The sequence below is a fragment of the Pseudomonas citronellolis genome, from assembly GCF_900112375.1.
GTDB classification, from domain to species: domain Bacteria; phylum Pseudomonadota; class Gammaproteobacteria; order Pseudomonadales; family Pseudomonadaceae; genus Pseudomonas; species Pseudomonas citronellolis.
Genome location: NZ_FOLS01000030.1, coordinates 41806 through 62177, shown reverse-complemented (window position 1 = coordinate 62177; position 20372 = coordinate 41806). Strand labels below are relative to the sequence as shown.

Genomic DNA, 20372 nt, shown 5'->3' with positions numbered 1-20372 from the left:
GGCACGGTCGTAGGAGCGGACTCTGTCCGCGATTGGATTCACCGGCCACGCCGGACGCCTCGGTGGCACGGCCGACGGCGGATAACCGCGAACGGTTATGCGCCCTACGCCCGCCCATGCTCCTCAGCTGCGGCATACAACCGCTCGGCATCGGCCGCCAGGTACTCCAGTGCGCTGAAGGTGCCGTCCAACACATCCTCGGCAGGCGCTCCCAGGTCCGGCGCGCCGGCCAGCAGGCGCAGCAGATTGATCAGGGCGGATTGACGGGATTGGGCAGCGTCGTAGAAGTCCGATGGGGCAGCGTGCTTGAGGGGATGGGGTAGAACTTGGGCAGAAAGGCTCATGAAAATCTCCCAGATTGATTCAGTCTTCCGCCTCCCGACGCCAATCGGGGAGGGCGGACCGTACAGGTTGGCGTACCGGAATCTGGGAACCGGCGCATCCGAAGATGCCCCGCACGGCCCGCCCATAACATGGGTACAGCCATGCAAGGTGCCGGAGATTGACCCCAGACACCTTCCAGAATTCCGGGACGCCAATCCCGCACCGCTCTGTTGAGCGGCTGAGCAACGTTAGGGAGTTGCCGCGAGGCTGTCAATTGGGTGTGGCAAGGCGCGTGGCGGGAAGCGCAGTTGACCTGCATGGCAGCCATAGGTGAATGACTACTTTCGCGCCCGCCCGGCAATGACGACGGAAGCTCGGTGCCTGCTCATCCGCACTTTCTCGGAGGCGCTTTGTATTCCAGTGTGTCCGCAGACCGTTTTGACATTCGCAGAGATGGCCACGCCTTTTCTCGACACGGCGCAGATACCCCAAGGGCTTTTAATTCACTCCAACAGGACATCGGTGCGCGGTAGAGCCAGCGCTCCTCCAGAGCGCTCTTTCCCACTCCGATGGACTGTTCCCCCTAACCCTTGAGGAACAATGCCATGAACACTCTGAAGACTCTCGTGACCGCCATTACCTTTTCGCTGGCCGGCGTGGCGGTGCATGCGAATGCGGCCGAAGCACGCTGCTCCCACGGCACCGTCTGTTTCCAACTGACGCCCCTGGCTGAAGAAGGCGCAACCCCGCAACTGGCGGAAGATGGCTTCAGCAGGACGCCCCTGGGCATGCGCGTGAACACGGCAGCGCCTGCGCAACAGACCATTGCCGCAGATGGCTACAGCCGGACGCCGTTGGGCAAGCGCGTGGCGTCGTCCCATGAATCGGCAACCGTCTGATTCCCGGGCTTTCACGTTTTCAGTCAATGAAGGTGAGGCGATGAAGCGAGACGAAGCAGGGAATGACAAGGTCGCCATTGTTTTTGGTGGCTCCCGGGGCATCGGCGCGGCAGCGGCGAGGCAACTCGCCGCCGACGGTTTCTCGGTGGCGCTGACCTACGTGTCCCGGCCGGCCAGCGCCAAAGCGCTGACCGACGAGATCGAGGCGGGTGGCGGCCGTGCCCTTGCGATCCAGGCCGACAGCAAGGATGCCGCTGCCATCCGGAATGCGGTGGCGGCGGCGGTCGAGCGCTTTGGCGCGATCGACGTGGCGGTGGTCAATGCCGGCGTGCTGCGGCTCGCCCGCATCGATGCCCTTGGCGTCGAGGACCTCGACCTGATGCTCGACGTGAACATCCGTGGCGTCATTCTCTCGATCCAGGCCGCCGTGGCCAGCATGCGCGACGGCGGGCGAGTGATCACCATCGGCAGCAATTCGGCCTCTGGGCGCACTTCGGTCGAAGGCGCGGTGTATGCGATGACCAAGGCCGCCGTTGCGCGCCTGGTGCAAGGGCTCGCGCTGGATCTCGCGGCGCGCCGGATCACCGTCAACAATATCCAGCCCGGCCCGACCGCGACCGACATGACGCAATCGCACCTGGACGCGCTGGCGGAACTCGTCCCACTCGGACGCGTCGCCCAGCCCATGGAGATCGCCGGCCTGGTCGCGTACCTCGCCAGCCCGGCAGCGGCCCACATGACCGGGGCGAGCCTGACGCTGGATGGCGGCTATGCCCTGTAACGCCAGAAACGCCGGGGGCTGCGACGCTCAAGGGCTTGAACGGCAATGACGCAGACGCCCCATTGTGGAAGAGGAACAGATTTATTCCTTCTGCTCTAAAGCTGTCCGGATGGACGAGACTAGAGTGCTGAAAATAAACCTGTCTTGCACGGACACCATACCGGTGGGCACGGCTTCTCGTAGGAGCGAGCTTGCTCGCGAACAGGCTCCGCTGCGGGCTCATTCGCGAGCAAGAACCAGGCGTCCCCCCTCGATCCTACGAAGAGCCCCCGCACGGCCGGTAAGAGAGTCGCTCTTACGGCACCAGGGCGGGCTGTGCAGGTGGCGTACCGGACTCGGACCGGCGCATCCGAAGATGCCCCACACGGCCCCCATGGCGGGCATCCACGATAAGGCGCGCTGATCCCGGCCCGAATGCCTTGATGGAAGAGGTGGCATAAAAATATAATGCGAGTCATTCGCATATGATGGAATGCCACTCCATGCACGCTACTGCCGCTACAGAGGATCAGCTGCTCGGCCGGCTGTACCAGGACCACCACGGATGGCTGCGCGGATGGCTCAATCGTCGATTGGGCAACCGCTGCGATGCGGCCGACCTGGCCCAGGATACCTTCGTCCGCTTGCTCGTTTCGCCCGCTGCGCTGCAGCAGCCCATCGCGACGCCGCGAGCCTACCTGCTGACCATCGCACGGCGGCTGGTGATCAATCTCTACCGTCGGCGCTCGCTGGAGCAGGCGTATCTGGAAGTCCTGGCCAGCCTGCCGGAGGCGTGCACGCCTTCACTGGAACATCAGGCTCTGGTGCTCGAAGCCCTGCACGAGGTCGATGCGGTACTGGCTCGGCTGCCGAGCAAGGCACGTCAGGCGTTCCTCCTGTACCAGCTCGAAGGGCTCACCCAGGATGCCATCGCCCAGCGGTTGGGCGTGAGCGTACGTAGCGTTCAGCGCTATCTCGCGCTGGCTTTCGAAGAGTGCATCGTGCTGGCGGCGGAAGTGCCGGAGCACCCGTGAGCGCGCAACCCATCGACCGTGATATCGCTCGCCAGGCCGCGCGCTGGTATGTGCGCCTTCAGGGGCCGCGCGTCAGCGAGGCGCAACGTCGCGATTGCGAGCGCTGGCGCGCAGCCGACCCGGAGCACGAGCGCGCCTGGCAGTTGGCGGAAGGCTTCAACCAGCGACTGGGGCTGATCCCGCCTCAGCTGGGGCTTGAAACGCTGGATCGTTCCCACGCCGCTACGCGCCGACAGGCCCTCAAGTTGCTCGCGCTGCTGCTGGCAACGGCGCCTGCAGCCTTGCTGATTCGCCGTACGCAGTCCTGGCAGCAGCTCAATGCCGATGTTCGCAGCGGGGTAGGCGAGCAGCGCCAGATGTCTCTGGCCGACGGCACGCAGATTCATCTCAATACCGACAGTGCCGTCGATGTGGCCTTCGACGGTGCGAGCCGGCGGGTACGGCTGGTTGCAGGCGAGGTGCTGATCATCACCGCCAAGGACCCCGCCGGCAGACCCTTCATTGTGGAAACTGCCCAGGGCGAGGTCGAACCCATCGGCACGCGCTTCCTGGTGCGGCAATGGCCCGAGGACAGCCAGGTTGCGGTGCTCGAAGGCGCGGTGAAGCTGAACTCGCGGGCTGGAGAATCCCAGCTGCTGAAGGCCGGTGAACAGGCGAGATTCAATGCCCGGCATGTGGGCGACGTCGAGCCGCTCGATGCGCGCATCGCCGATTGGACCCGCGGCGTGATCAAGGCTGAGCGTATGAGCCTGGCAAGCTTCGCCGCCGAACTGGGGCGATACCGACCCGGCCTGTTGCGCTGCGACCCCGAGGTTGCGCAGCTGGAAGTCTCCGGAGCGTTTCAACTGCACGATACCGACCAGGCGCTCCATGCGTTGACCCAGGTGCTGCCGGTGGAAATCCGCTATCGCACCCGTTACTGGGTCACCATCGCGCCCATTTCCAGCTGATCGGCCCAGCTGATTGGCGCTGCCGAATTCTTTCTGTCGTCTTTTTCGTCTCTCGCGTGTCACCCGAGCACACAACGAAAAAACATGCTCGACACAGGGAGTCATTCATGCAGCTTCACCCCTTCGCTTCGCGCCGCGCAGCACGACCCAGCGAACTCGCCCAGGCATTGCGCGCCGCTGCGCTCGGGCTGTGCCTGGGTTCGATCGGCTTCGTCGCCTGCGCGCAGGCCGACACCGTCGATCAGGCCAGTCGGCAACGCCACTTCGAGATAGCCCCCGGCCCGCTGGGCGCTGCGCTGGCGGAGTTCGCGAGCCAGGCGGGCATCACACTGCCGCTGCAGCCGCAGCGGGTGCAGGGGCTGAGGAGTCGAGGCCTGAGCGGCGATGCCGACGTCGACACCGGCCTGAGCCGGCTGCTCGAGGGGACTGGGCTGCGCGCCTCACGGCAGGGCGACGGCCTCTATGTTCTGCGTCCGGTAGCCGAGGCCGAGCAGCCACTGAAGATGGACAGCAGCGAAATCATGGGCGTTCGCCAGGATGGCCTGACCGAGGGAACGGGCTCCTATACGACCGGTGCCATGCAGACCGCCACCAAGCTGAACCTCTCGCTGCGTGAAACGCCGCAGTCGGTCACGGTGATGACTCGCCAGCGCCTCGACGACCAGGCCCTGGCCGACCTCAACGACGTCGTGCAGAACACCCCGGGCATGGTCATCCGGCGCACGGGGCCGGAGCGTTCCACCTACTACGCCCGCGGCTTTGCGCTCGACAACATCATGTACGACGGCCTGCCCACCAGCCTCGACAGTTCCCAGCTGTCCCAGGACCTGCTTTCCGCAGACATGGCCATGTACGACCGGGTGGAGGTGGTGCGCGGCGCCACCGGCCTGATGCAGGGCGCCGGAAACCCGGCCGCGGCCATCAACCTGGTTCGCAAACGTCCTACGCCAACGTTCCAGGCCAGCATCCAGGGCAGCGCCGGCACCTGGGACCGCTACCGCACCGACGTCGACCTGTCCGGCCCGCTGACCGACAACGGTGCTGTGCGCGGTCGCCTGGTTACCGCCTACCAGACCCAGGGCAGCTTCCGCGACTCGCTGGATAACCAGCGGAACCTGTTCTACGGGATCGTAGAGGCCGACCTGAACGACAGCACCACCCTGACGTTCAGCGCTTCGCGCCAGCAGGACGACTACAACGGCAACGGCTGGACCGGCCTGCCGGTGGGCTTCGACGGCAGCGACCTGAAGCTGTCGCGCTCCACTTCCCTGAGCAATGACTGGGAGTACTGGAACAAGACCAGCACCTCCGCATATGCCGCCATCGAACACGCCCTGGACAACGGCTGGAAACTCAACCTGTCGGCCACCAAGACCTGGGCCGACCTGGACATGCTGGGCACCTACATACTGGGGCGCACCGCCACCCAGACCTATGACCAATACGTCGGCGCCGGCCACTATCGGGAAAGCCAGAACAGCTTCGATGCCTACGCCAGCGGCCCGTTCCGCCTGATGGACCGCGACCACGAACTGGTGTTCGGTGCCAGCCATCGCCGCGTGGTGTTCAATGGCGACGTGCCGGTAAACGTGCTGCTGCACAGCAATATCGATATCTACAACTGGAACGGCGACACCCCGAAAATCGCCAGCCAGACCAAATACGGCTGGCAGAACACCAACGCCAAGCTCAACAGCGTTTACGCCACCACCCGCCTGAGCCTGGCCGACCCACTGAAACTGATTCTGGGCAGCCGCCTGGACTGGTACGAAAACGATACCAGCGCCCCCTACAAAGGCACCGAGACCGAACTCAAGGTCAACCGCCACGTCACCAAGTACGCCGGCCTGATCTATGACCTGGACGCGCATCACTCGGTGTATGTCAGCTACACCGACATCTTCAAGCCGCAGAGTTACTTCGACACCTCAGGCTCGGTCATCGAACCCATCACCGGCAAGAACTACGAGCTGGGCATCAAGGGCGAGTATTTCGACGGCGCGCTGAACGCTTCGGCCGCCATCTTCCAACTGGACCAGGAAAACCGCGCCAAGGCCATCACCGACCAGAGCCTTTGCCCCAGCTATCCCACCACTTCCTGCTACGAGGCGGCCGGCGAGGTGCGCAGCAAAGGCATCGAACTGGAACTGCAAGGGCAGCTTACGCCCAACTGGCAGCTGGGCGCCGGCTACACCTTCACCGAAGCCAAATACCGCAAGGATGCGAACAAGGCCAACGAAGGACGCCTGTTCGATACCGACATCCCGCGACACCTGTTCAAGATGAGCACCACCTACACCCTGCCAGGCGCGCTCGACCAATGGCGCATTGGTAGTTCCCTGTACCGGCAGAACCGCATCTACAACAAAGGCACCACCTACATGATCGAGCAGGACGCCTACACGCTGGTGGACTTCATGCTGGGGTTCAAGCCGACTGCCCATATCGATGCGCAGTTGAACCTGAACAATGCGTTCGACAAGAAGTACTACAACTCCTTGAGTTCGTCTGTCACGGTGCCGAGCAATGTGTATGGGGAGCCGCGGAATCTGATGTTGTCGGTGAAGTACAGTTTTTGAAGCGGCCGCGGGCGCAGGCCTGACCGTGTGGAGAAGCACAGGAGGCCTATGGACGCCTGGCATCAGCCGGCTTAGCGCTTGGCATCGCGGCGGTATGGCTGCCATGGGGGCGGAAGCTGACGATTACCGAGGTCTGCTTTCGGCCCAGGCTGTGTGAAAACCCGAGCGGCTCTTCGAAGAGCGCGTTCCTACGTGAAATCTGAAAAGGCTTGGCTGTTCAGCCACAAGCCAGAATCCGCGTAGAAACGCGAAATCCAGGTTGTTTTTTAACCAACTGGACCGATCCGGAGGTTTTCACACAGCCTGGGCCGTTAGCAGACACTCAAAGCCGAATCCGTTTCCGCTGGCTGTCAGTGCAGCGTGGGGAAGCGCTCTTTCACCAGCACCTGGGCCTGATGGGCCATCTGGTCAAGCAGGCGGTCGCGTTTTTTCTCGGCATCGGCCATGGCCTTCCGGCCGTGTTGCTGCACCAGGTAGGCGTGGATCTGCCGCACTTCCTTGGATTGGTAGATCGGGGCCAGGTCCTGCACCGCGACCATGCCGTCGGAGCGGTGATCGCGGGTGTTGAGCAGTACGTGCGGCCCTTGTGCGGCCAGGACCTTAAAGCCCATCGACTCGAAGGCCGGCACCTTGCTCGCCGTGCAGGCGAGTTCGACGTGGGGCCGATGGTCGGCCACCTGTCGCAGCATGGCCCGCGCGATGCCGTGCCGGCGATGGCTGGCCGTGACGGCCAGGTAGGCCAGCGTGCAGGCCTGGGCATCATCCTGGCTCGGCAGGTACAGGGCAAAACCCAAGACCTGGGAGGGATCCTCGTCGTCCAGCGCCAGGACCAACCGCGCGCTGCTGTCCACGGCGCGGTCCATGGCCTGCAGATACAGGTGCACCTCGTAGCCGATCACGTACTGGTACAGCTGATAGAGCGGGTTGCTGGGCGTCAGCGGCACCGGGCTGATGTCGCTGAAGTAGTCCACCACCATTTGCAGAACCTGATTCTTCAGGGACTCGGGCGGCGGTGCGTCCAGGGTTACGAGGGTGAACATCTGAAGCTGGCTCCGGGCGTGCCCGATCGGGGGAGATCGGCGCGGGCGCCATTGTAGCGCCCATGCGTGCCGAGCGTTGCCGCCGTCGGCGGAGTTCAGCGCGTAGGGCGGATAACGCGAAGAGTTATCCGCCCTACGCCCGGTCCGTCGTAGGAGCGGGCCCTGCCCGCGATTCGCGCGCAGGGCGCGCTCCTACAGGGGGAATGGCGTGGGTGTGGTGGGGCGGGCACGGCTTCTGGCTTCTCGTAGGAGCGAGCTTGCTCGCGAACAGATTCCGCCGCGGGGGTTCATTCGCGAGCAAGCTCGCTCCTACGAAGAGCACCTCGGAGCAGTCGGCGAGACAGTCGCCTCAACCCTCCCGTCTGACCTTGGCCCCCGCCTTCAACCATGGCAGGAACCCATGCAGGAAGCGCGTGGTCGCCGGCATGAAGTAGCTACCGTGGTGGTAGCACGGGTCCAGGGTGGAGACGATCATCCGCCCCGCCGTGGTGACGCTGTCGTCGTAGAGCACCGAGCCGCCGTCCACGGTGTTCACCAGGGAGATCGCGCCTTCCGGCGGCTGCAGTTCGCCGTGGCGGTGCCAGGTGGCGGCGGCCAGGTCGAGGTGGGCGAACAGGCCGTGGTCGGCGGCGCCCAGGCGCAGGCCGGAGTCGGCGCCAGGTTGCAGCCACCACCAGAAGTTGGTTTCGCAGGGGCGCCAGCGCACGCCTTGCAGCCACAGGTCGGCGCGGCTTTCGCCCAGGGCCACCACCAGCTTTCCGGCGGCGAGGAAGGCGGCGATGGTGTCTTGCGCGGCTATCAGGTCCTCGGGGTTCTGCCGGCTGGCGACGTACAGGCAGTCGATGTCGTCGAGGTCGGCGCCGGGCAGCTCCGGGGCGTAGAGGTTGCTGTGGAAGTAGGGGCGCAGCTGCGGGTCGTTGTAGGTGGCGTGGTGGTAGTAGGTGCCACCGTCGACGAAGGCGATTCGCATGCTTTCACTCCTGTTCCTGGTAGATGGCGGCGGGCGCGCCGGCGCGCACCCAGTCCAGCAGCTGCGGGGCGATGCGCGCCGCGCTGGTGTCGTCGTTGATGTACATCCACAGGTTGTTGCCGCTGTGCATGAACACCTGGCCGCCATCCGGCCGCTGCCATACCCAGTCGATGGGCGAGCCGTCGACGCGCAGGCGGTGCAGCACCACGGCGCCGGGCGGCGGCGGGTTGGCGCCGCGGGCGTAGAAGCCGGCCACGCCGCGGCGGTAGCTGAGGTCGTGGCAGTCCACGCCGTCGAACACCGGGTGCGGGTTCACGCGTTCCACTTCCAGCTCCTTCACGCCGCGCCGTGGCGCCACGACGAAGTCCGCCAGGCCGTCGAAGATCGGGTAGACCAGGTGGCCGTTGAACACCAGGGTGCCGCCGGCGTCCAGGTGGCGGCGCAGGGCTTCGCGGTGGGCGAGGAGGGCGCGCTGGTCGACGTGGCCCTCGACGAGGATGGCGCTGCGCCCGGCGAAGTGCTCGTCGGTCATCTGGCGCAGCGACAGGGAGTCGATGCCGAGCGCTTCCAGGCGCGCGGCGAAGGCCGGCAGTTCATGGGAGACGGCGCGGATGTGGAGGATGCTGCTCATGGCTGTTCACGGTTCTCCTGTGGGAGTTGGGAAAAGATCGGGACCGCCGTGCCGCTCTGCGGCAGCTCGTCCAGGCGGACCCGGCGTACGGGGATGCGGTACAGGCGCGACAGCGCCGTTTCGTCCATCACCTGCGCCGGTTCGCCGAAGGCATGGGCGCCTTCGCTGAACAGCAGCAGGGCGTGGCTGGCGAACTCCAGCGCGTGTTGCGGGGCGTGGGTGCTGAACACCAGGGTGATGCCGGCGCCGGCCAGTTCCGCCAGCAGGCGCAGGGTCAGGGCCTGGTTGTGCCAGTCCATGGCCGCGGTGGGTTCGTCCAGCAGCAGGATGTCGGCCTCGGCGGCCAGGGCGCGGGCCAGCAGCACCAGTTGGCGCTCGCCGCCGGACAGCGAGGCGAAGGCGCGGTCCGCCAGGTGCGCCGCCTCCACGCGCTCCAGGGCGCGGTGGGCGGCGGCGTAGTCGTCGCGGCCGGCGGCGCGCAACAGGGAGATGCTCGCGGAGCGCCCGAGCAGGACCATCTCCAGGGCGCTCATCGGCAGCGCCGGGTGCACTTCCTGGGGCACGAAGCCCAGGCGGCCGCGGCGTTCGACGTGGCCACGGCTGGGCGCGAGGCTGCCGGCCAGGATTTTCAGCAGGGTGGACTTGCCGGCGCCGTTGCCGCCCAGCAGCGCGCAAAGGGCGCCGCGCGGCAGCGCAAGGTCGAGGCCGCGCAACAGCGGGCGGCTGTCGTAGGCGTGGTACAGGTCGTGGCAACGCAGGGCGATTTCAGCCATGCAGGGTTCCCCCCAGGCGGCGGATGAGGAAGGCGAACAGCGGTGCGCCGAGCAGTGCGGTGAGCACGCCCAGGGGCACTTCCAGCTGGGTGAGGGTGCGCGCCAGGGTGTCCACCAGGATCAGGTAGGTGGCGCCGGCCAGCGCGGTGTTGAGCAGGAAGCCGCGGTGGTCGCTGCCGCAGCCCATGCGCACCAGGTGCGGCACCACCAGGCCGACCCAGCCGACCACGCCGCACACCGCCACGCTGGAGGCGGCGATCACGCCGACGGCGAGCAGGGCCAGCAGGCGCACGCGCTGCACCGGCACGCCGAGGCTGCGCGCGTCGCTGTCGCCGACCGACAGCGCCATCAGGTGGAAGCGCAGGCCGTAGAGCACGGCCAGGCTGAGGCCGATGCAGGGCAGGGCGATCAGCAGCTTGCCGGTGTCGGCCGCGGACAGGCTGCCCATCAGCCAGAAGACGATGGCCGGCAGCTGGTTCTGCGGGTCGGCCACCAGCTTGATCAGCGACACGCCGGAGGCGAACACGGCGCTGACCACGATGCCGGCCAGCACCAGCAGCACCGTACTGCTGCCACGGCTGCCGCGCCCGCCGGCCAGCCAGTAGACCGCCAGCAGCGCCAGCAGGCCCCAGACCAGCGCGCCGGTGACCACCGGCCAGCCGTCGCCGGCGAGCAGGAAGGCCAGCACGCCGCCGAACGCCGCGCCGGACGACACGCCGAGCAGTTGCGGCTCGGCCAGCGGGTTGCGGAACAGCGCCTGCAGCGCCGCCCCGGCCCCGGCCAGGCCGGCGCCGACCACCGCCGCCAGCAGCACCCGCGGCAGGCGCACGCCTTCCACCACGCGTTGCTGCATGGCGTTCCAGTCGCCTTCGCCGAACAGCGGCGCGAAGAGGATGCGCAGCACGGTCCAGGGCTCGATGGCGTAGCGCCCGGCACCCAGGGCGAGCACCGCGGCCAGCAGCAGGGCGAGCAGCAACAGCGGCGTGGCCAGGCGTTGGCGCAGGTTCATCGGGCCTCCCCGGCGAACAGCGCGCGGTAGTGGGCGCTGTCGCCGTTGCCGGCGAGCTTGAGCAGGTCGTCGAGGTCGGCCGGGCTCATGGCGTAGCCGTAGAGCAACTGGTAGGCCTCGGTGATGCGCTGGCGCAGGCCGGGTTCGGCCCGTTCGGGGTGGAACAGGCTGGCCAGCCAGTCCAGCGCCAGGGGCGTTTCCTGGCTCGGCGGGTCCCAGCGGAAGCCGCCGTGGGGGTAGCTGTAGACGCGCCGCTCGCGCACCGCGGCCAGGCCGGCGAGGCGGCTGTCGCCATAGAGTTCGGCCGGGGCCAGGCCCGGTTCGAAGTTGTTCAGCAGCACCACCTGCGGGTCCCACACCAGCAACTGCTCGACGTCCACCGGGGCGAAGCCGGGGATGCCGGCGGCGACGTTGCTGCCCCCGGCCAGGCGGATGTCGCCGTCCATGCTGGTGCCGGCGCCGGCGGCGATCAGCCCCGAGCGCGTGCGCTGCAGGTAGAGCACCCGCGGCCGCTGCGCCGCGGGGATGCTCGCTGCACGCATGGCGATGGCCTGGCGCCGCGCCTCGAACCACTGCGCCAGGCGTTCGCCGCGCTCGGGCTTGCCGAGGGCGGCGCCGACCAGCCGCAGCCAGCCGGCGGCCAGGGCGCTGTCGCCGTAGCGCAGGGTGATCACCGGGATGCCCAGCGCGCTGATCGGGCGGACGATGTCGTCGCCGCGGTCGCCCCACTGGAACACCAGGTCCGCGCCGGTGGCGGCCAGCGCCTCGACGTTGGGCACGAAGCCTTCGCCGGCCACCTGCGAGGGCACCTGCCGCGCCTGCGGATACATGCGCCCGAGCAGGCCGTGCTCGAAGTCGGCGCGGCTGGCCGAGTTCATCCCGGCCAGGCGTTGCGGGCCGCCGTCCACGGCCATGATCATCGACGCCAGCGGGATGGGGATGGCCACCAGGTGCTCGACCCGCGCCGGCAGTTCCACGCTGCGGCCGCTCTGGTCGACGACCTGGGCGGCCAGCGCCGGGGCGGCGCCGAGCAGGGCCAGCAGCAGTGCGATGGGGCGCCGCATCAGTAGTCCACCGACAGCTTGACCACCAGGGCGCGGCCCGGCTCCACCAGCGGGTTGCCCACCAGGTCGTTGGGGTAGGCCAGGTTCTCCGCCACCGTGGGGTTGCGGCCCACGCGGTCGAACAGGTTTTCCACCCCGCCCATTAGCTTCCAGTCCTGCCAGCCGTTGCCGAGCACGCGGTCCAGGTCGATGCCGGCGTACAGGTCGACCATGGCGTAGCTGGAGGTCTCGCGTTCCTGCTTCTCGTCGATGTGGTGCTTGCCCTGGTAGGCGCGCACCACACCCTCGCCGTACCAGTGGCCGGTGTCGTAGCGCAGCTTGAGGTTGCCGGTGAGCGGGGCGATGTAGGGCAGGTCCTGGTCGGTCTTGTCGTCGCGGCCGCGGGTCAGGGTGGCGGCGTAGCCCAGGCTCCAGCGCTCGGCCAGTTGCGTGCGGCCGTCCAGCTCCAGGCCGCGGATGGTGGCCTTGGACACGTTCTGCCGCTGGTAGAGGGTGGAGTCCAGGCGCACCAGGCTGATCAGGTCCTTGTACTTGCTCTGGTAGGCGGTGAGGTTCAGCTGGCTGCGCTCGCCGTACCAGCGCACGCCGGCCTCGGCGGTGACGTTGGTTTCCGGGTCGAGGTCCGGCGAGGGCAGCGTCGGCTGGGTGCCGGCGGTGCTGGAGATGGTCAGCTCGTTGCCCGAGGGCGCGCGGAAGCCGCGGCTGAGGTTGCCCACCAGGTGCCAGGCCGGGGTCAGCCGGTACACAGCGCCCAGGCTGCCGGTGACGGCGTAGTGGCGCTGGTCGGTGTTGCCGCGGTAGGCGTTGGCCAGGCTCGCGGCCTCGCCGGCGAAGGTGTCGCCGATGTCCACGTCGACCACGTCGCCGCGCAGCGCGCCGGTGAACGACCAGCGCTCGTCGAAGCGCCAGTCGTCGTTGACGAACAGGCCCAGGTTGGTCTGCTCGGAGTCGCGCTCCATCTGATTCCAGCCGCTGTCGGAGAGCAGCGCGCCGGTGCTGCGGTTGTAGCGCCGGGCGTTGTTCTCGCGGCCGTCGAAGCGCTCGTTGAAGAAGTCGCCGCCGTAGCTGAGGTTGTGTTCGCCCAGCTGCTTCATGGCGGTCAGGTGGCCGCCCCAGACGGTGGGGGTGTAGACCTTGATGTGGGCGAAGGCGTCGACCGTGGCGGCGGTGCTGTTGCGCTGGTAGATGTCGGTCTCGAAGTCGCGCACGTAGAGGCTGCTGTCCAGGCTGTCGGCCCAGGCGCCGACGTTGTAGTTCTGGTAGCCCAGGCGCAGGTAGCGCTCGGTGATCGGGTCTTCGCGCACGTCCATGAAGGGCTCGCCCGGCGCCGCGCCGAGGCCGCCGGCGCGCTTGCTGACCACCCGCTGGTAGCGCCCGGAGAGTTCCCAGCGCGAGTCGCTGTCGGGGCTGTAGCCGATGGCGAAGTCGCCGCCGAGCGAGCTGTAGCCGCTGTTGCTGGCGTCGCCGATGGGGGTGGAGTAGTCGCTGGCGCTGCGCTGGTTGACGCCCAGCAGCACGTCGAAGCCGTTGCCGCCACCGACCATCTCGGCGCGCCCGCCGAACATGCTGTTGCTGCTGTTCCATTCCAGGGCGCGCAGCTTCGGCGTCAGTTCGAAGCTCTGCGATGGGTCGACCTTGGCCCGCCGGGTGACGATGTTGACCACGCCGTTCATGGCGTCGGAGCCATAGAGCGCCGAGGCGGGGCCGCGGATGATCTCGATGCGTTCGATCGAGTCCGGGTCGATCATGTTGAATTCCAGGGTGCTGCGGCCGCGGTAGCGGTCGCCGTCGATGGCCAGGATCGAGCGCCCCGAGTTGCTGTTGAAGCCGCGTACCACCAGCTGGCCGCCAAGGCCGCCGCTGCGGGCGAACTCGATGCCGGGGATTTCCGCCAGCAGGCTCTGGATGCCGCCGCTGCCGACGCGCTCGCGGACCTGCTCGCCGCTGATCACGGTCAGGGTGCGCGGCGAATCCTCGGCCGCCGCCGAGGAGCGGGTGGCGGTCACCGTCAGGCTTTCCAGCTCTTTATTGTCTTCCGCCTGGGCCAGCGGGCTCAGGGTGAACAGGCCGCTCAGGGCCGGTGCCAGCAACACTGCACGATAGGACTTCAGAACCACGATCAATGCCTCCCCCAAGGATGGTGTGCGCCCTTAGCAAAAGAGCTGCACGCTGTAAATGACATGAATTATCATTTGCGAATAATCCACCTTTGCGGGCTTGTATCAAATGAGAAATGTCAAGAATGGTCTGGCGCTGGCCCGCGAACTGCTCGCCGGCCACCCGCTGCTGGGCGCGCAGCCGGAGGCGCTGCGCGAAAGCCTGCTGGTGGACGCCAGCCTGTGCGCGCTGGAGGAGGGCGCGGCGGTGTTCAACCAGGGCCAGCCGGCGCTGTTCTGGTACGTGGTGCTGGAGGGCCGCATCGACACCCTGCGCTACGGCATGGACGGCGAGGAGCGGGTGATCCAGCACGTGGGCCGCGGCCAGTTGCTGGCGCCCATCGTGATGTTCATGCCGCAGCGCCAATACCCGGTGGGCACCCGCGCGGCCATGCCCAGCCTGCTGTGCCGCCTGCACCGGGAGAACCTGCGCCGCGCCTGCCTGGAACACCCGCCCCTGGCGCTGGACATGCTGGACATAGCCGGCCAGGCGCTGAGTTCGAGGATCGACGACGTCGACAGCCTCGCCGGCTTCAACGCGCCGCAACGCCTGGCGACCTACCTGCTGCGCCTGCCACGCCGCCCCGGGCAGAGCATCGAACTGCCGCTGAGCCAGCGCCAACTGGCCGCCAAGCTGGGCGTGCGCGCAGAAACCCTGAACCGCCTGCTGGCCGAATGGCAGCGGCAGGGTGTGCTGGAGGGCAAAAGGCGGCAATGGCGGATCGCCGAGATCGAGGCGCTGGAGGCGCAGGCGCGGAGTTGAGGGAGCTGTCCGGCGTGGCCGGGAGGTTCGGCGTCAACCTGGAGCGGACTTTGTCCGCGATTCGCGCGCAGGGCGCGCTCCTACAAGAGGCACGGTGTGAGGCTGCCGTTCGCGGGAATGACGAGGATAGCTAGGCGTACCAGGATGACACTGAGTTCGCCAAATGCTCCAAACGGCCCCCTCTCCCGCAAGCGGGAGAGGGGCTGTCCGGCATGGCCGGGAGGTTCGGCGTCAACCTGTAGGAGCGGGCCCTGCCCGCGATTTCGCGCGCAGGGCGCGCTCCTACAAAGAGGCAAGGTGTGGGGCTGTCTATTGGATTTCCGCGTTCGCGGCTAGGCGTATCAGGATGACACTGAGCTTGCCAAACGCTCCGAACGGCCCCCTCTCCCTTCAGGGAGAGGGTTGGGGAGAGGGGACGGGGTTCATCCAAACACCAACGACCCCCGGGAGGCACCATTCGCGAGCAAGCTCGCTCCTACGAAGAGCGCCTCGGTGCCGCCTGGCCAGTTGCTCCTACAGGACCGATATGAAGCGAAGCGCCACCCACCACCAGCGGCTGACGCTTCGCATCACGTTCCCTACGCCCGGCCGCCCTTCTCAGCCGAGGCATACAACCGCTCTGCATCGGCCGCCAGGTACTCCAGCGAACTGAAAGTGCCATCCAGCACATCCTCGCCGGGCGCCCCCAGGTCCGGCGCGCCGGCCAGCAGGCGCAGCAGGTTGACCAGGGCCGATTGGCGGGATTGGGCGGCGTCGTAAAGCTCCGACGGGGCGGTGTTCTTGAGGGGATGGGAACTTGGGCTGCAGGGAGGGCGGACCGTACAGGTTGGCGTACCGGCCTAGAGTTCCGGCGCATCCGAAGATGCCCCGCACGGCCCGCCCATAACACAGGTGTAGCCATGCTAAGTGCCCGAACACTCGCTCAGGCACCTGAATCCAGGGTCGGGACGCCAATCCCGAACCGCCCTGTTGGGCGGCCGGGCCACGTTAGGGAGTTGTCGTGGGGCTGTCAATTGAAAGGGAGGATAAGGAGGGCTGACCGCACAGGCGGTTTGCATTGCAGTCGTTGGTGACGGTGGCTTCCAACCCAAGGTAGCCCCTCGCGGCAGACAGTTATCTGCCAATAGCGGGCATTGAGAATCGGGAAAATAAATCTATCCCTTTTTCCATTTGTTACAAAGACGCAAGGAGCGCGCAGGCTCTGCTCTGGCGGCCACTCATGCGGTGAAAGGTAGGCGTTCGACCACGTCTCTAGTGAAAAATCCCTCTTGGGATTCGTCTAGTGAGAAATCACTCTTTGGTTCGTCCTGAAATTATCTATAGGCGTAGCTGTCAATCAGCGTGGTCATATCTAATTTAGAGGTGGTTGCATGAGCAGCAAGTGGACACTTGGCGTCGTGATGAGTGGTTTTCTCGGTCTTGGAGTTTCAGTCGCTCAAGGGGAGAGTAGCTATAAATTAACTGATGACGGGGTCACATATGAATTCAGCTCCGTGCCCGTTAACGATAGTAACAATGCTCTCATGCTCAATGCTGGAGAGGTCAGAGTTATAGACAGCTCTGGAAAGTTGTTGTCATTCACTCATTATGGCCAGTCACCTGGGTGTACGGAAGGCGCTTATCCAGTTAAGAGAATAGATATTCCTGTAAAGGCTGTTCGATACGCAGAAACAGGGCAGATGCAGAAATATATTATGTTTTGTGGATCGAGTGGTGGGGAACACAAAACAGTAAGGTTCTACAAGCCAGGCTTTGGCTTTGTGTCTGCAATTGATTTCCTTAACGGGCCTATCGAAATGGAGGTGGATTCCAGGCAGATCGCGACAAAAATTACCTATAGAAGCTATTCCAAATTCTTGAGCAGGGATATTGACTACTCACTGGCTTATGACTTGCTATCGGATGGAGTGTCAGTTTATCGCGAGATAAATAAAGCCAGGAGCGCTTCTATTTTGAAATTGGACGCTAGATTAGAGCCCCGTAGAGGGGGCGATATAAAGTCTCAAAAATTGATGAGCTTAATGGCTTTTGCTGCGTCTGGAGAAGAGGCCAAATACTGCAGCCTGCTCGGAGATGGAGGTAAGGAGGGGGAGGCTTCTATGTTGCAAGAGGATGTTGAGAGTTTGGTTGGGTTTGCATTTAAACCTAAATGCTAAGGGGTAGATGTTATGAGTAACGCGAACGATAAGGATGCAGCAGTTATGGAAGACGCTAGGGGTGGGGCACCGGGGAGCGGCGAGCAGCGTCTGTTTGTACACCCTGAGTTGTATAACGGTGATGGTGCGTACAAGGATTACGACACTGCGCAGTGTATAAGATTTTTAAATGAAGGTGTCTATGAAAGTATCTATATTGATCGCGACAGAGAGGCTTTTCTAAGTCCGGATGATCGAAATAATATTGTTGGGAGCAGTCCTACTGGAGCGTTTTACCTTAAGCCATTGTATATAATGTGAAATGTCATTTTAGGTTCGTAGGGCGCATAACCGTTCGCGGTTATCCGCCGGTGGCCTCGGTACAGGGGCTGATGGCGGATAACGCTTGGGGTGTTATGCGCCCTACGCGTTACCCGGGACATCCCATTCGCGAGCAAGCTCGCTCCTACAGTTCATGCCACCCCGTGCCAGGTACTCAATCCCAGCCGCCGGGACACCCCTTGCACCCCTGCATATTCGTCCCCTGGAAATTCCCGAACCTCGGCTTGCTCCCCCGCAAATCCGCATCCTCCAGATTCGCCTCCGCCAGCTTCACTTCCTGCAGATTCGCATCGCGCAAATCCGCTCCCTTGAGGTCCGCGCGGGACAACCAGGTCATCTCCAAATCCGCCGCGCGCAGGTTGGCCTGGTGCAGTTTGCCGCCGCTCAGGCGGGCGAATTCGAGGTAGGCGGCGGTCAGGTCGGCGCCTTGCCATTGGGCGCCCTGGGCGAACAGGCCCCAGGCCTGGATGGCCACCAGGCTGGCGCCGGAGAGGTCGGCGGCGCGCAGGTTGGCTTGTTGCAGGCTGGCGCGGGTGAGGTTGGCGCCGCGCAGGTTGGCTTTTTCCAGGTTGGCCAGGTCGAGGGTGGCGTGGCGCAGGTCGGCGCCTGAAAGGTCCGCGCCGGCGAGGTTCATGTGGCTGAGGTCCTGGCCTTTCAGATCGGCGCCGCGCAGGTCGGCGCCGGGGCATTGGCTGCCGGGGGCGATGCGGCAGTGGGCGATGACGGTGGCGTCGTTGTCGGTGTCGACGGATTCGTCGCTGGCGTGGGCCAGGCCGGCCAGCAGCAGGGCGGCGAGCAGGGTGGTGGTTTTCATGGCTTTCTCCCGGGGCATGGAAAACCGCGCCCCAGGGGGCGCGGTCGGTGGGCTCAGCGGCTGGCGGTCTTGTTGTCCCAGCTGGGCAGCTTGAACACCCAGAAGGATCCGCCCTGGGCCACCGGGCGCGTCAGGTCGGCCATGTCGCCGCCCCACAGCGGCACGGCGCCGCCGTAGCCGACGGTCACGCCGATGTACTGCTCGCCGTCCTGTTCCCAGGTGATGGGCGGGGAGACGATGCCGCTGCCGGTCTGGAACTTCCACAGTTCCTTGCCGTTCTTCGCGTCGAAGGCCTTGAGGAAGCCGTCGCCGGTGCCGGTGAACACCAGGTTGCCGGCGGTGGCCAGCACGCCGGCCCACAGCGGCAGGTGCTCCTTGTGTTCCCACACCACCTTGCCGCTGGTGGGGTCCATGGCGCGCAGGCTGCCGACGTGGTCGTCGTACATGCGCTTGATGCGGAAGCCCATGCCCAGGTAAGCGCTGCCCTTGGTGTAGCTGACTTCCTCGGTCCAGTAGTCCTCCTTCCAGTGGTTGGCCGGCACGTAGAACAGGCCGGTGTCCTGGCTGTAGGCCATGGGGTTCCAGTTCTTGCCGCCGAGGAAGGGCGGCGAGACTTCCACCGCCTTGCCGTGCTTCTGCCCCGGTTCCGGCAGCGGCGGGCGCTGGCCTTCACGCTCGACCGGGCGGCCGGTCTTCAGGTCGATGTGGCTGGCCCAGGTGATGTTGTCGACGAAGGGGAAGGCGTTCTGCAGCTTGCCGTTGCTGCGGTCGACCACGTAGAAGAAGCCGTTGCGGTCGGCGTGGGCGGTGGCCTTGACGATCTTGCCGTCCTTGGCCTTGTAGTCGAACAGCACCAGTTCGTTGTTGCCGGAGAAGTCCCAGGCGTCGTTCGGGGTGTGCTGGTAGAACCACTTCACCTCGCCGGTGCTCGGGTCCACGCCCACTTGCCCTGAGGTGTACAGGCTGTCGTAGTCGTGCGGGTTGCCGCCCTTGGCGGTGCGCGCCCAGGTGTTCCACGGGCCGGGGTTGCCGGCGCCGACGATGATGGTGTTGGTCTCGGCGTCGAAGCTGGCGCTCTGCCAGGGCGCGCCGCCGCCGTGGTTCCAGGATTCGACCTTGCCGGTGGGCGAGCTGGGGTCGTCCGGCCAGGATGGCGCCTTGACGTTGCCGGTGACGCTGCTGTCCTTGCCGTTGAGGCGGCCCATGTGGCCTTCGATGAAGGGCCGCATCCAGATTTCCTCGCCGGTGTCCGGGTCGCGGGCGAACAGGCGGCCGACCACGCCGAACTCGTCGCCCGAGCTGCCGTGGATGAGCAGCACCTTGCCGGTCTTCTGGTCCTTCACGATGGTCGGCGCGCCGGTCATGGTGTAGCCGGCGCCGTGTTCGCCGAACTTCTTCTTCCATACCACCTTGCCGGTGTTCTTGTTCAGCGCCACGACCGAGGCGTCGAGGGTGCCGAAGAAGATCTTGTCGCCGTAGATGGCGGCGCCGCGGTTGACCACGTCGCAGCACGGGCGGATGTCGTCGGGCAGGCGGTGGTTGTAGGTCCACAGGCGCTTGCCGGTCTTGGCGTCGAGGGCGAACAGCCGCGAGTAGGAGGCGGTGACGTAGATCACCCCGTCGCTGACGATGGCCTGGGATTCCTGGCCGCGCTGCTTCTCGTCGCCGAAGGAGTAGGACCAGGCCGGCGTCAGCTTGAACACGTTGTCGGCGTTGACCTGCTTGAGCGGGCTCCAGCGCTGGGCGTTGGTGCCCATGCCGTACTGCAGCACGTCGCTGGTGGTCTTGTGGTCGTTGGCGATGTCGTCCCAGCTGACGTCCTTGGCCAGCGCCGCGCCGCTGGCGCCCAGGGCGATGGCGAGGGTCAGACTGTGCAGGGCGAGGCGCAGGGGGCCGGCAGAGGCGAGGGAGGTTCTTGTTGTCATCTTCGGGTTCCCGTTTTTGATGTTGGGTCGAGAAACGGTGGGCCGCTGCTCGGGCCGCGGCGGTTCCATGGTGGGAGCCGGCGGCCGTGGCGGAAACGGAAAAGCTCCCGCATCGGCCGGGACAAGTTCCCGGTCGGGGCATGACTTGGGCTTGCTGCCGAAGGCCCTGGAGCGGCAGCCCTGCGCCCTAGTACGAAGGGAGTA

General features: G+C 65.8%; 18 protein-coding genes. 8 read left to right on the top strand and 10 right to left on the bottom strand.

Annotated elements, in window-relative coordinates:
- Window positions 1-104 precede the first annotated feature (104 nt).
- Window positions 105-344, bottom strand: a complete 240-nt coding sequence (locus BM060_RS24705) for a hypothetical protein (RefSeq protein WP_074984011.1) — start codon at window positions 342-344, stop codon at window positions 105-107.
- Between the two features lie 585 nt (window positions 345-929).
- On the opposite strand from BM060_RS24705, the gene BM060_RS24700 reads away from it, so the two are divergent.
- From BM060_RS24700 to BM060_RS24680, 5 genes are all read left to right on the top strand, one after another.
- Window positions 930-1223, top strand: coding sequence for a hypothetical protein (locus BM060_RS24700; protein WP_074984009.1), 294 nt, complete (start codon window positions 930-932; stop codon window positions 1221-1223).
- Window positions 1224-1263: 40 nt separating this feature from the next.
- Window positions 1264-2004 (top strand): SDR family oxidoreductase, encoded by a 741-nt coding sequence (locus tag BM060_RS24695; protein ID WP_135499998.1) that lies wholly within the window; start codon window positions 1264-1266, stop codon window positions 2002-2004.
- A 482-nt stretch (window positions 2005-2486) separates the two neighbouring features.
- Window positions 2487-3017 carry a sigma-70 family RNA polymerase sigma factor gene (locus BM060_RS24690; RefSeq protein WP_074984006.1) on the top strand — a complete coding sequence of 177 codons (531 nt, stop codon included), beginning with the start codon at window positions 2487-2489 and terminating at the stop codon, window positions 3015-3017.
- Complete coding sequence (locus tag BM060_RS24685) at window positions 3014-3967, top strand: FecR domain-containing protein (RefSeq protein WP_074984004.1); 954 nt, start codon at window positions 3014-3016, stop codon at window positions 3965-3967. The genes BM060_RS24690 and BM060_RS24685 overlap by 4 nt, the downstream gene beginning before the upstream one ends.
- A gap of 107 nt (window positions 3968-4074) precedes the next feature.
- Window positions 4075-6546 (top strand): TonB-dependent siderophore receptor, encoded by a 2472-nt coding sequence (locus BM060_RS24680; protein WP_074984002.1) that lies wholly within the window; start codon window positions 4075-4077, stop codon window positions 6544-6546.
- A gap of 350 nt (window positions 6547-6896) precedes the next feature.
- Here BM060_RS24680 and BM060_RS24675 read toward each other — a convergent pair whose 3' ends face one another.
- The 7 genes from BM060_RS24675 to BM060_RS24645 form a co-directional block, all read right to left on the bottom strand.
- Window positions 6897-7586 (bottom strand): GNAT family N-acetyltransferase, encoded by a 690-nt coding sequence (locus BM060_RS24675; RefSeq protein ID WP_074983999.1) that lies wholly within the window; start codon window positions 7584-7586, stop codon window positions 6897-6899.
- Between the two features lie 349 nt (window positions 7587-7935).
- A complete protein-coding gene (locus BM060_RS24670) occupies window positions 7936-8556 on the bottom strand; it encodes a hypothetical protein (RefSeq protein WP_074983996.1) in 621 nt (206 codons plus the stop codon).
- Window positions 8557-8560: 4 nt separating this feature from the next.
- Window positions 8561-9187 carry a hypothetical protein gene (locus BM060_RS24665; RefSeq protein WP_074983994.1) on the bottom strand — a complete coding sequence of 209 codons (627 nt, stop codon included), beginning with the start codon at window positions 9185-9187 and terminating at the stop codon, window positions 8561-8563.
- On the bottom strand, window positions 9184-9960 hold the full coding sequence (locus BM060_RS24660; protein WP_074983992.1) for an ABC transporter ATP-binding protein: 777 nt from the start codon (window positions 9958-9960) through the stop codon (window positions 9184-9186). The genes BM060_RS24665 and BM060_RS24660 overlap by 4 nt, the downstream gene beginning before the upstream one ends.
- Window positions 9953-10969, bottom strand: a complete 1017-nt coding sequence (locus BM060_RS24655; RefSeq protein WP_074983990.1) for a FecCD family ABC transporter permease — start codon at window positions 10967-10969, stop codon at window positions 9953-9955. The genes BM060_RS24660 and BM060_RS24655 overlap by 8 nt, the downstream gene beginning before the upstream one ends.
- Complete coding sequence (locus BM060_RS24650) at window positions 10966-12033, bottom strand: ABC transporter substrate-binding protein (protein ID WP_083426840.1); 1068 nt, start codon at window positions 12031-12033, stop codon at window positions 10966-10968. The genes BM060_RS24655 and BM060_RS24650 overlap by 4 nt, the downstream gene beginning before the upstream one ends.
- Window positions 12033-14150, bottom strand: a complete 2118-nt coding sequence (locus BM060_RS24645) for a TonB-dependent receptor (protein ID WP_074984071.1) — start codon at window positions 14148-14150, stop codon at window positions 12033-12035. The genes BM060_RS24650 and BM060_RS24645 overlap by 1 nt, the downstream gene beginning before the upstream one ends.
- Before the next feature lie 109 nt (window positions 14151-14259).
- Between BM060_RS24645 and BM060_RS24640 the strand changes: the two genes are divergently transcribed.
- The 3 genes from BM060_RS24640 (at window position 14260) to BM060_RS32630 (ending at window position 17408) form a co-directional block, all read left to right on the top strand.
- Window positions 14260-14952: a Crp/Fnr family transcriptional regulator gene (locus tag BM060_RS24640; RefSeq protein WP_074983987.1), complete on the top strand. Its 693-nt coding sequence runs from the start codon at window positions 14260-14262 to the stop codon at window positions 14950-14952.
- Between the two features lie 1370 nt (window positions 14953-16322).
- Window positions 16323-17108, top strand: coding sequence for a hypothetical protein (locus tag BM060_RS32635; protein ID WP_135500000.1), 786 nt, complete (start codon window positions 16323-16325; stop codon window positions 17106-17108).
- A gap of 12 nt (window positions 17109-17120) precedes the next feature.
- Complete coding sequence (locus BM060_RS32630; RefSeq protein WP_135500001.1) at window positions 17121-17408, top strand: hypothetical protein; 288 nt, start codon at window positions 17121-17123, stop codon at window positions 17406-17408.
- Between the two features lie 175 nt (window positions 17409-17583).
- On the opposite strand, the gene BM060_RS24630 is transcribed toward BM060_RS32630, so the two are convergent.
- Window positions 17584-18243 (bottom strand): pentapeptide repeat-containing protein, encoded by a 660-nt coding sequence (locus BM060_RS24630; RefSeq protein WP_074983985.1) that lies wholly within the window; start codon window positions 18241-18243, stop codon window positions 17584-17586.
- Between the two features lie 53 nt (window positions 18244-18296).
- Window positions 18297-20168 (bottom strand): quinoprotein ethanol dehydrogenase, encoded by a 1872-nt coding sequence (gene exaA / locus BM060_RS24625; protein WP_074983983.1) that lies wholly within the window; start codon window positions 20166-20168, stop codon window positions 18297-18299.
- Window positions 20169-20372 lie beyond the last annotated feature (204 nt).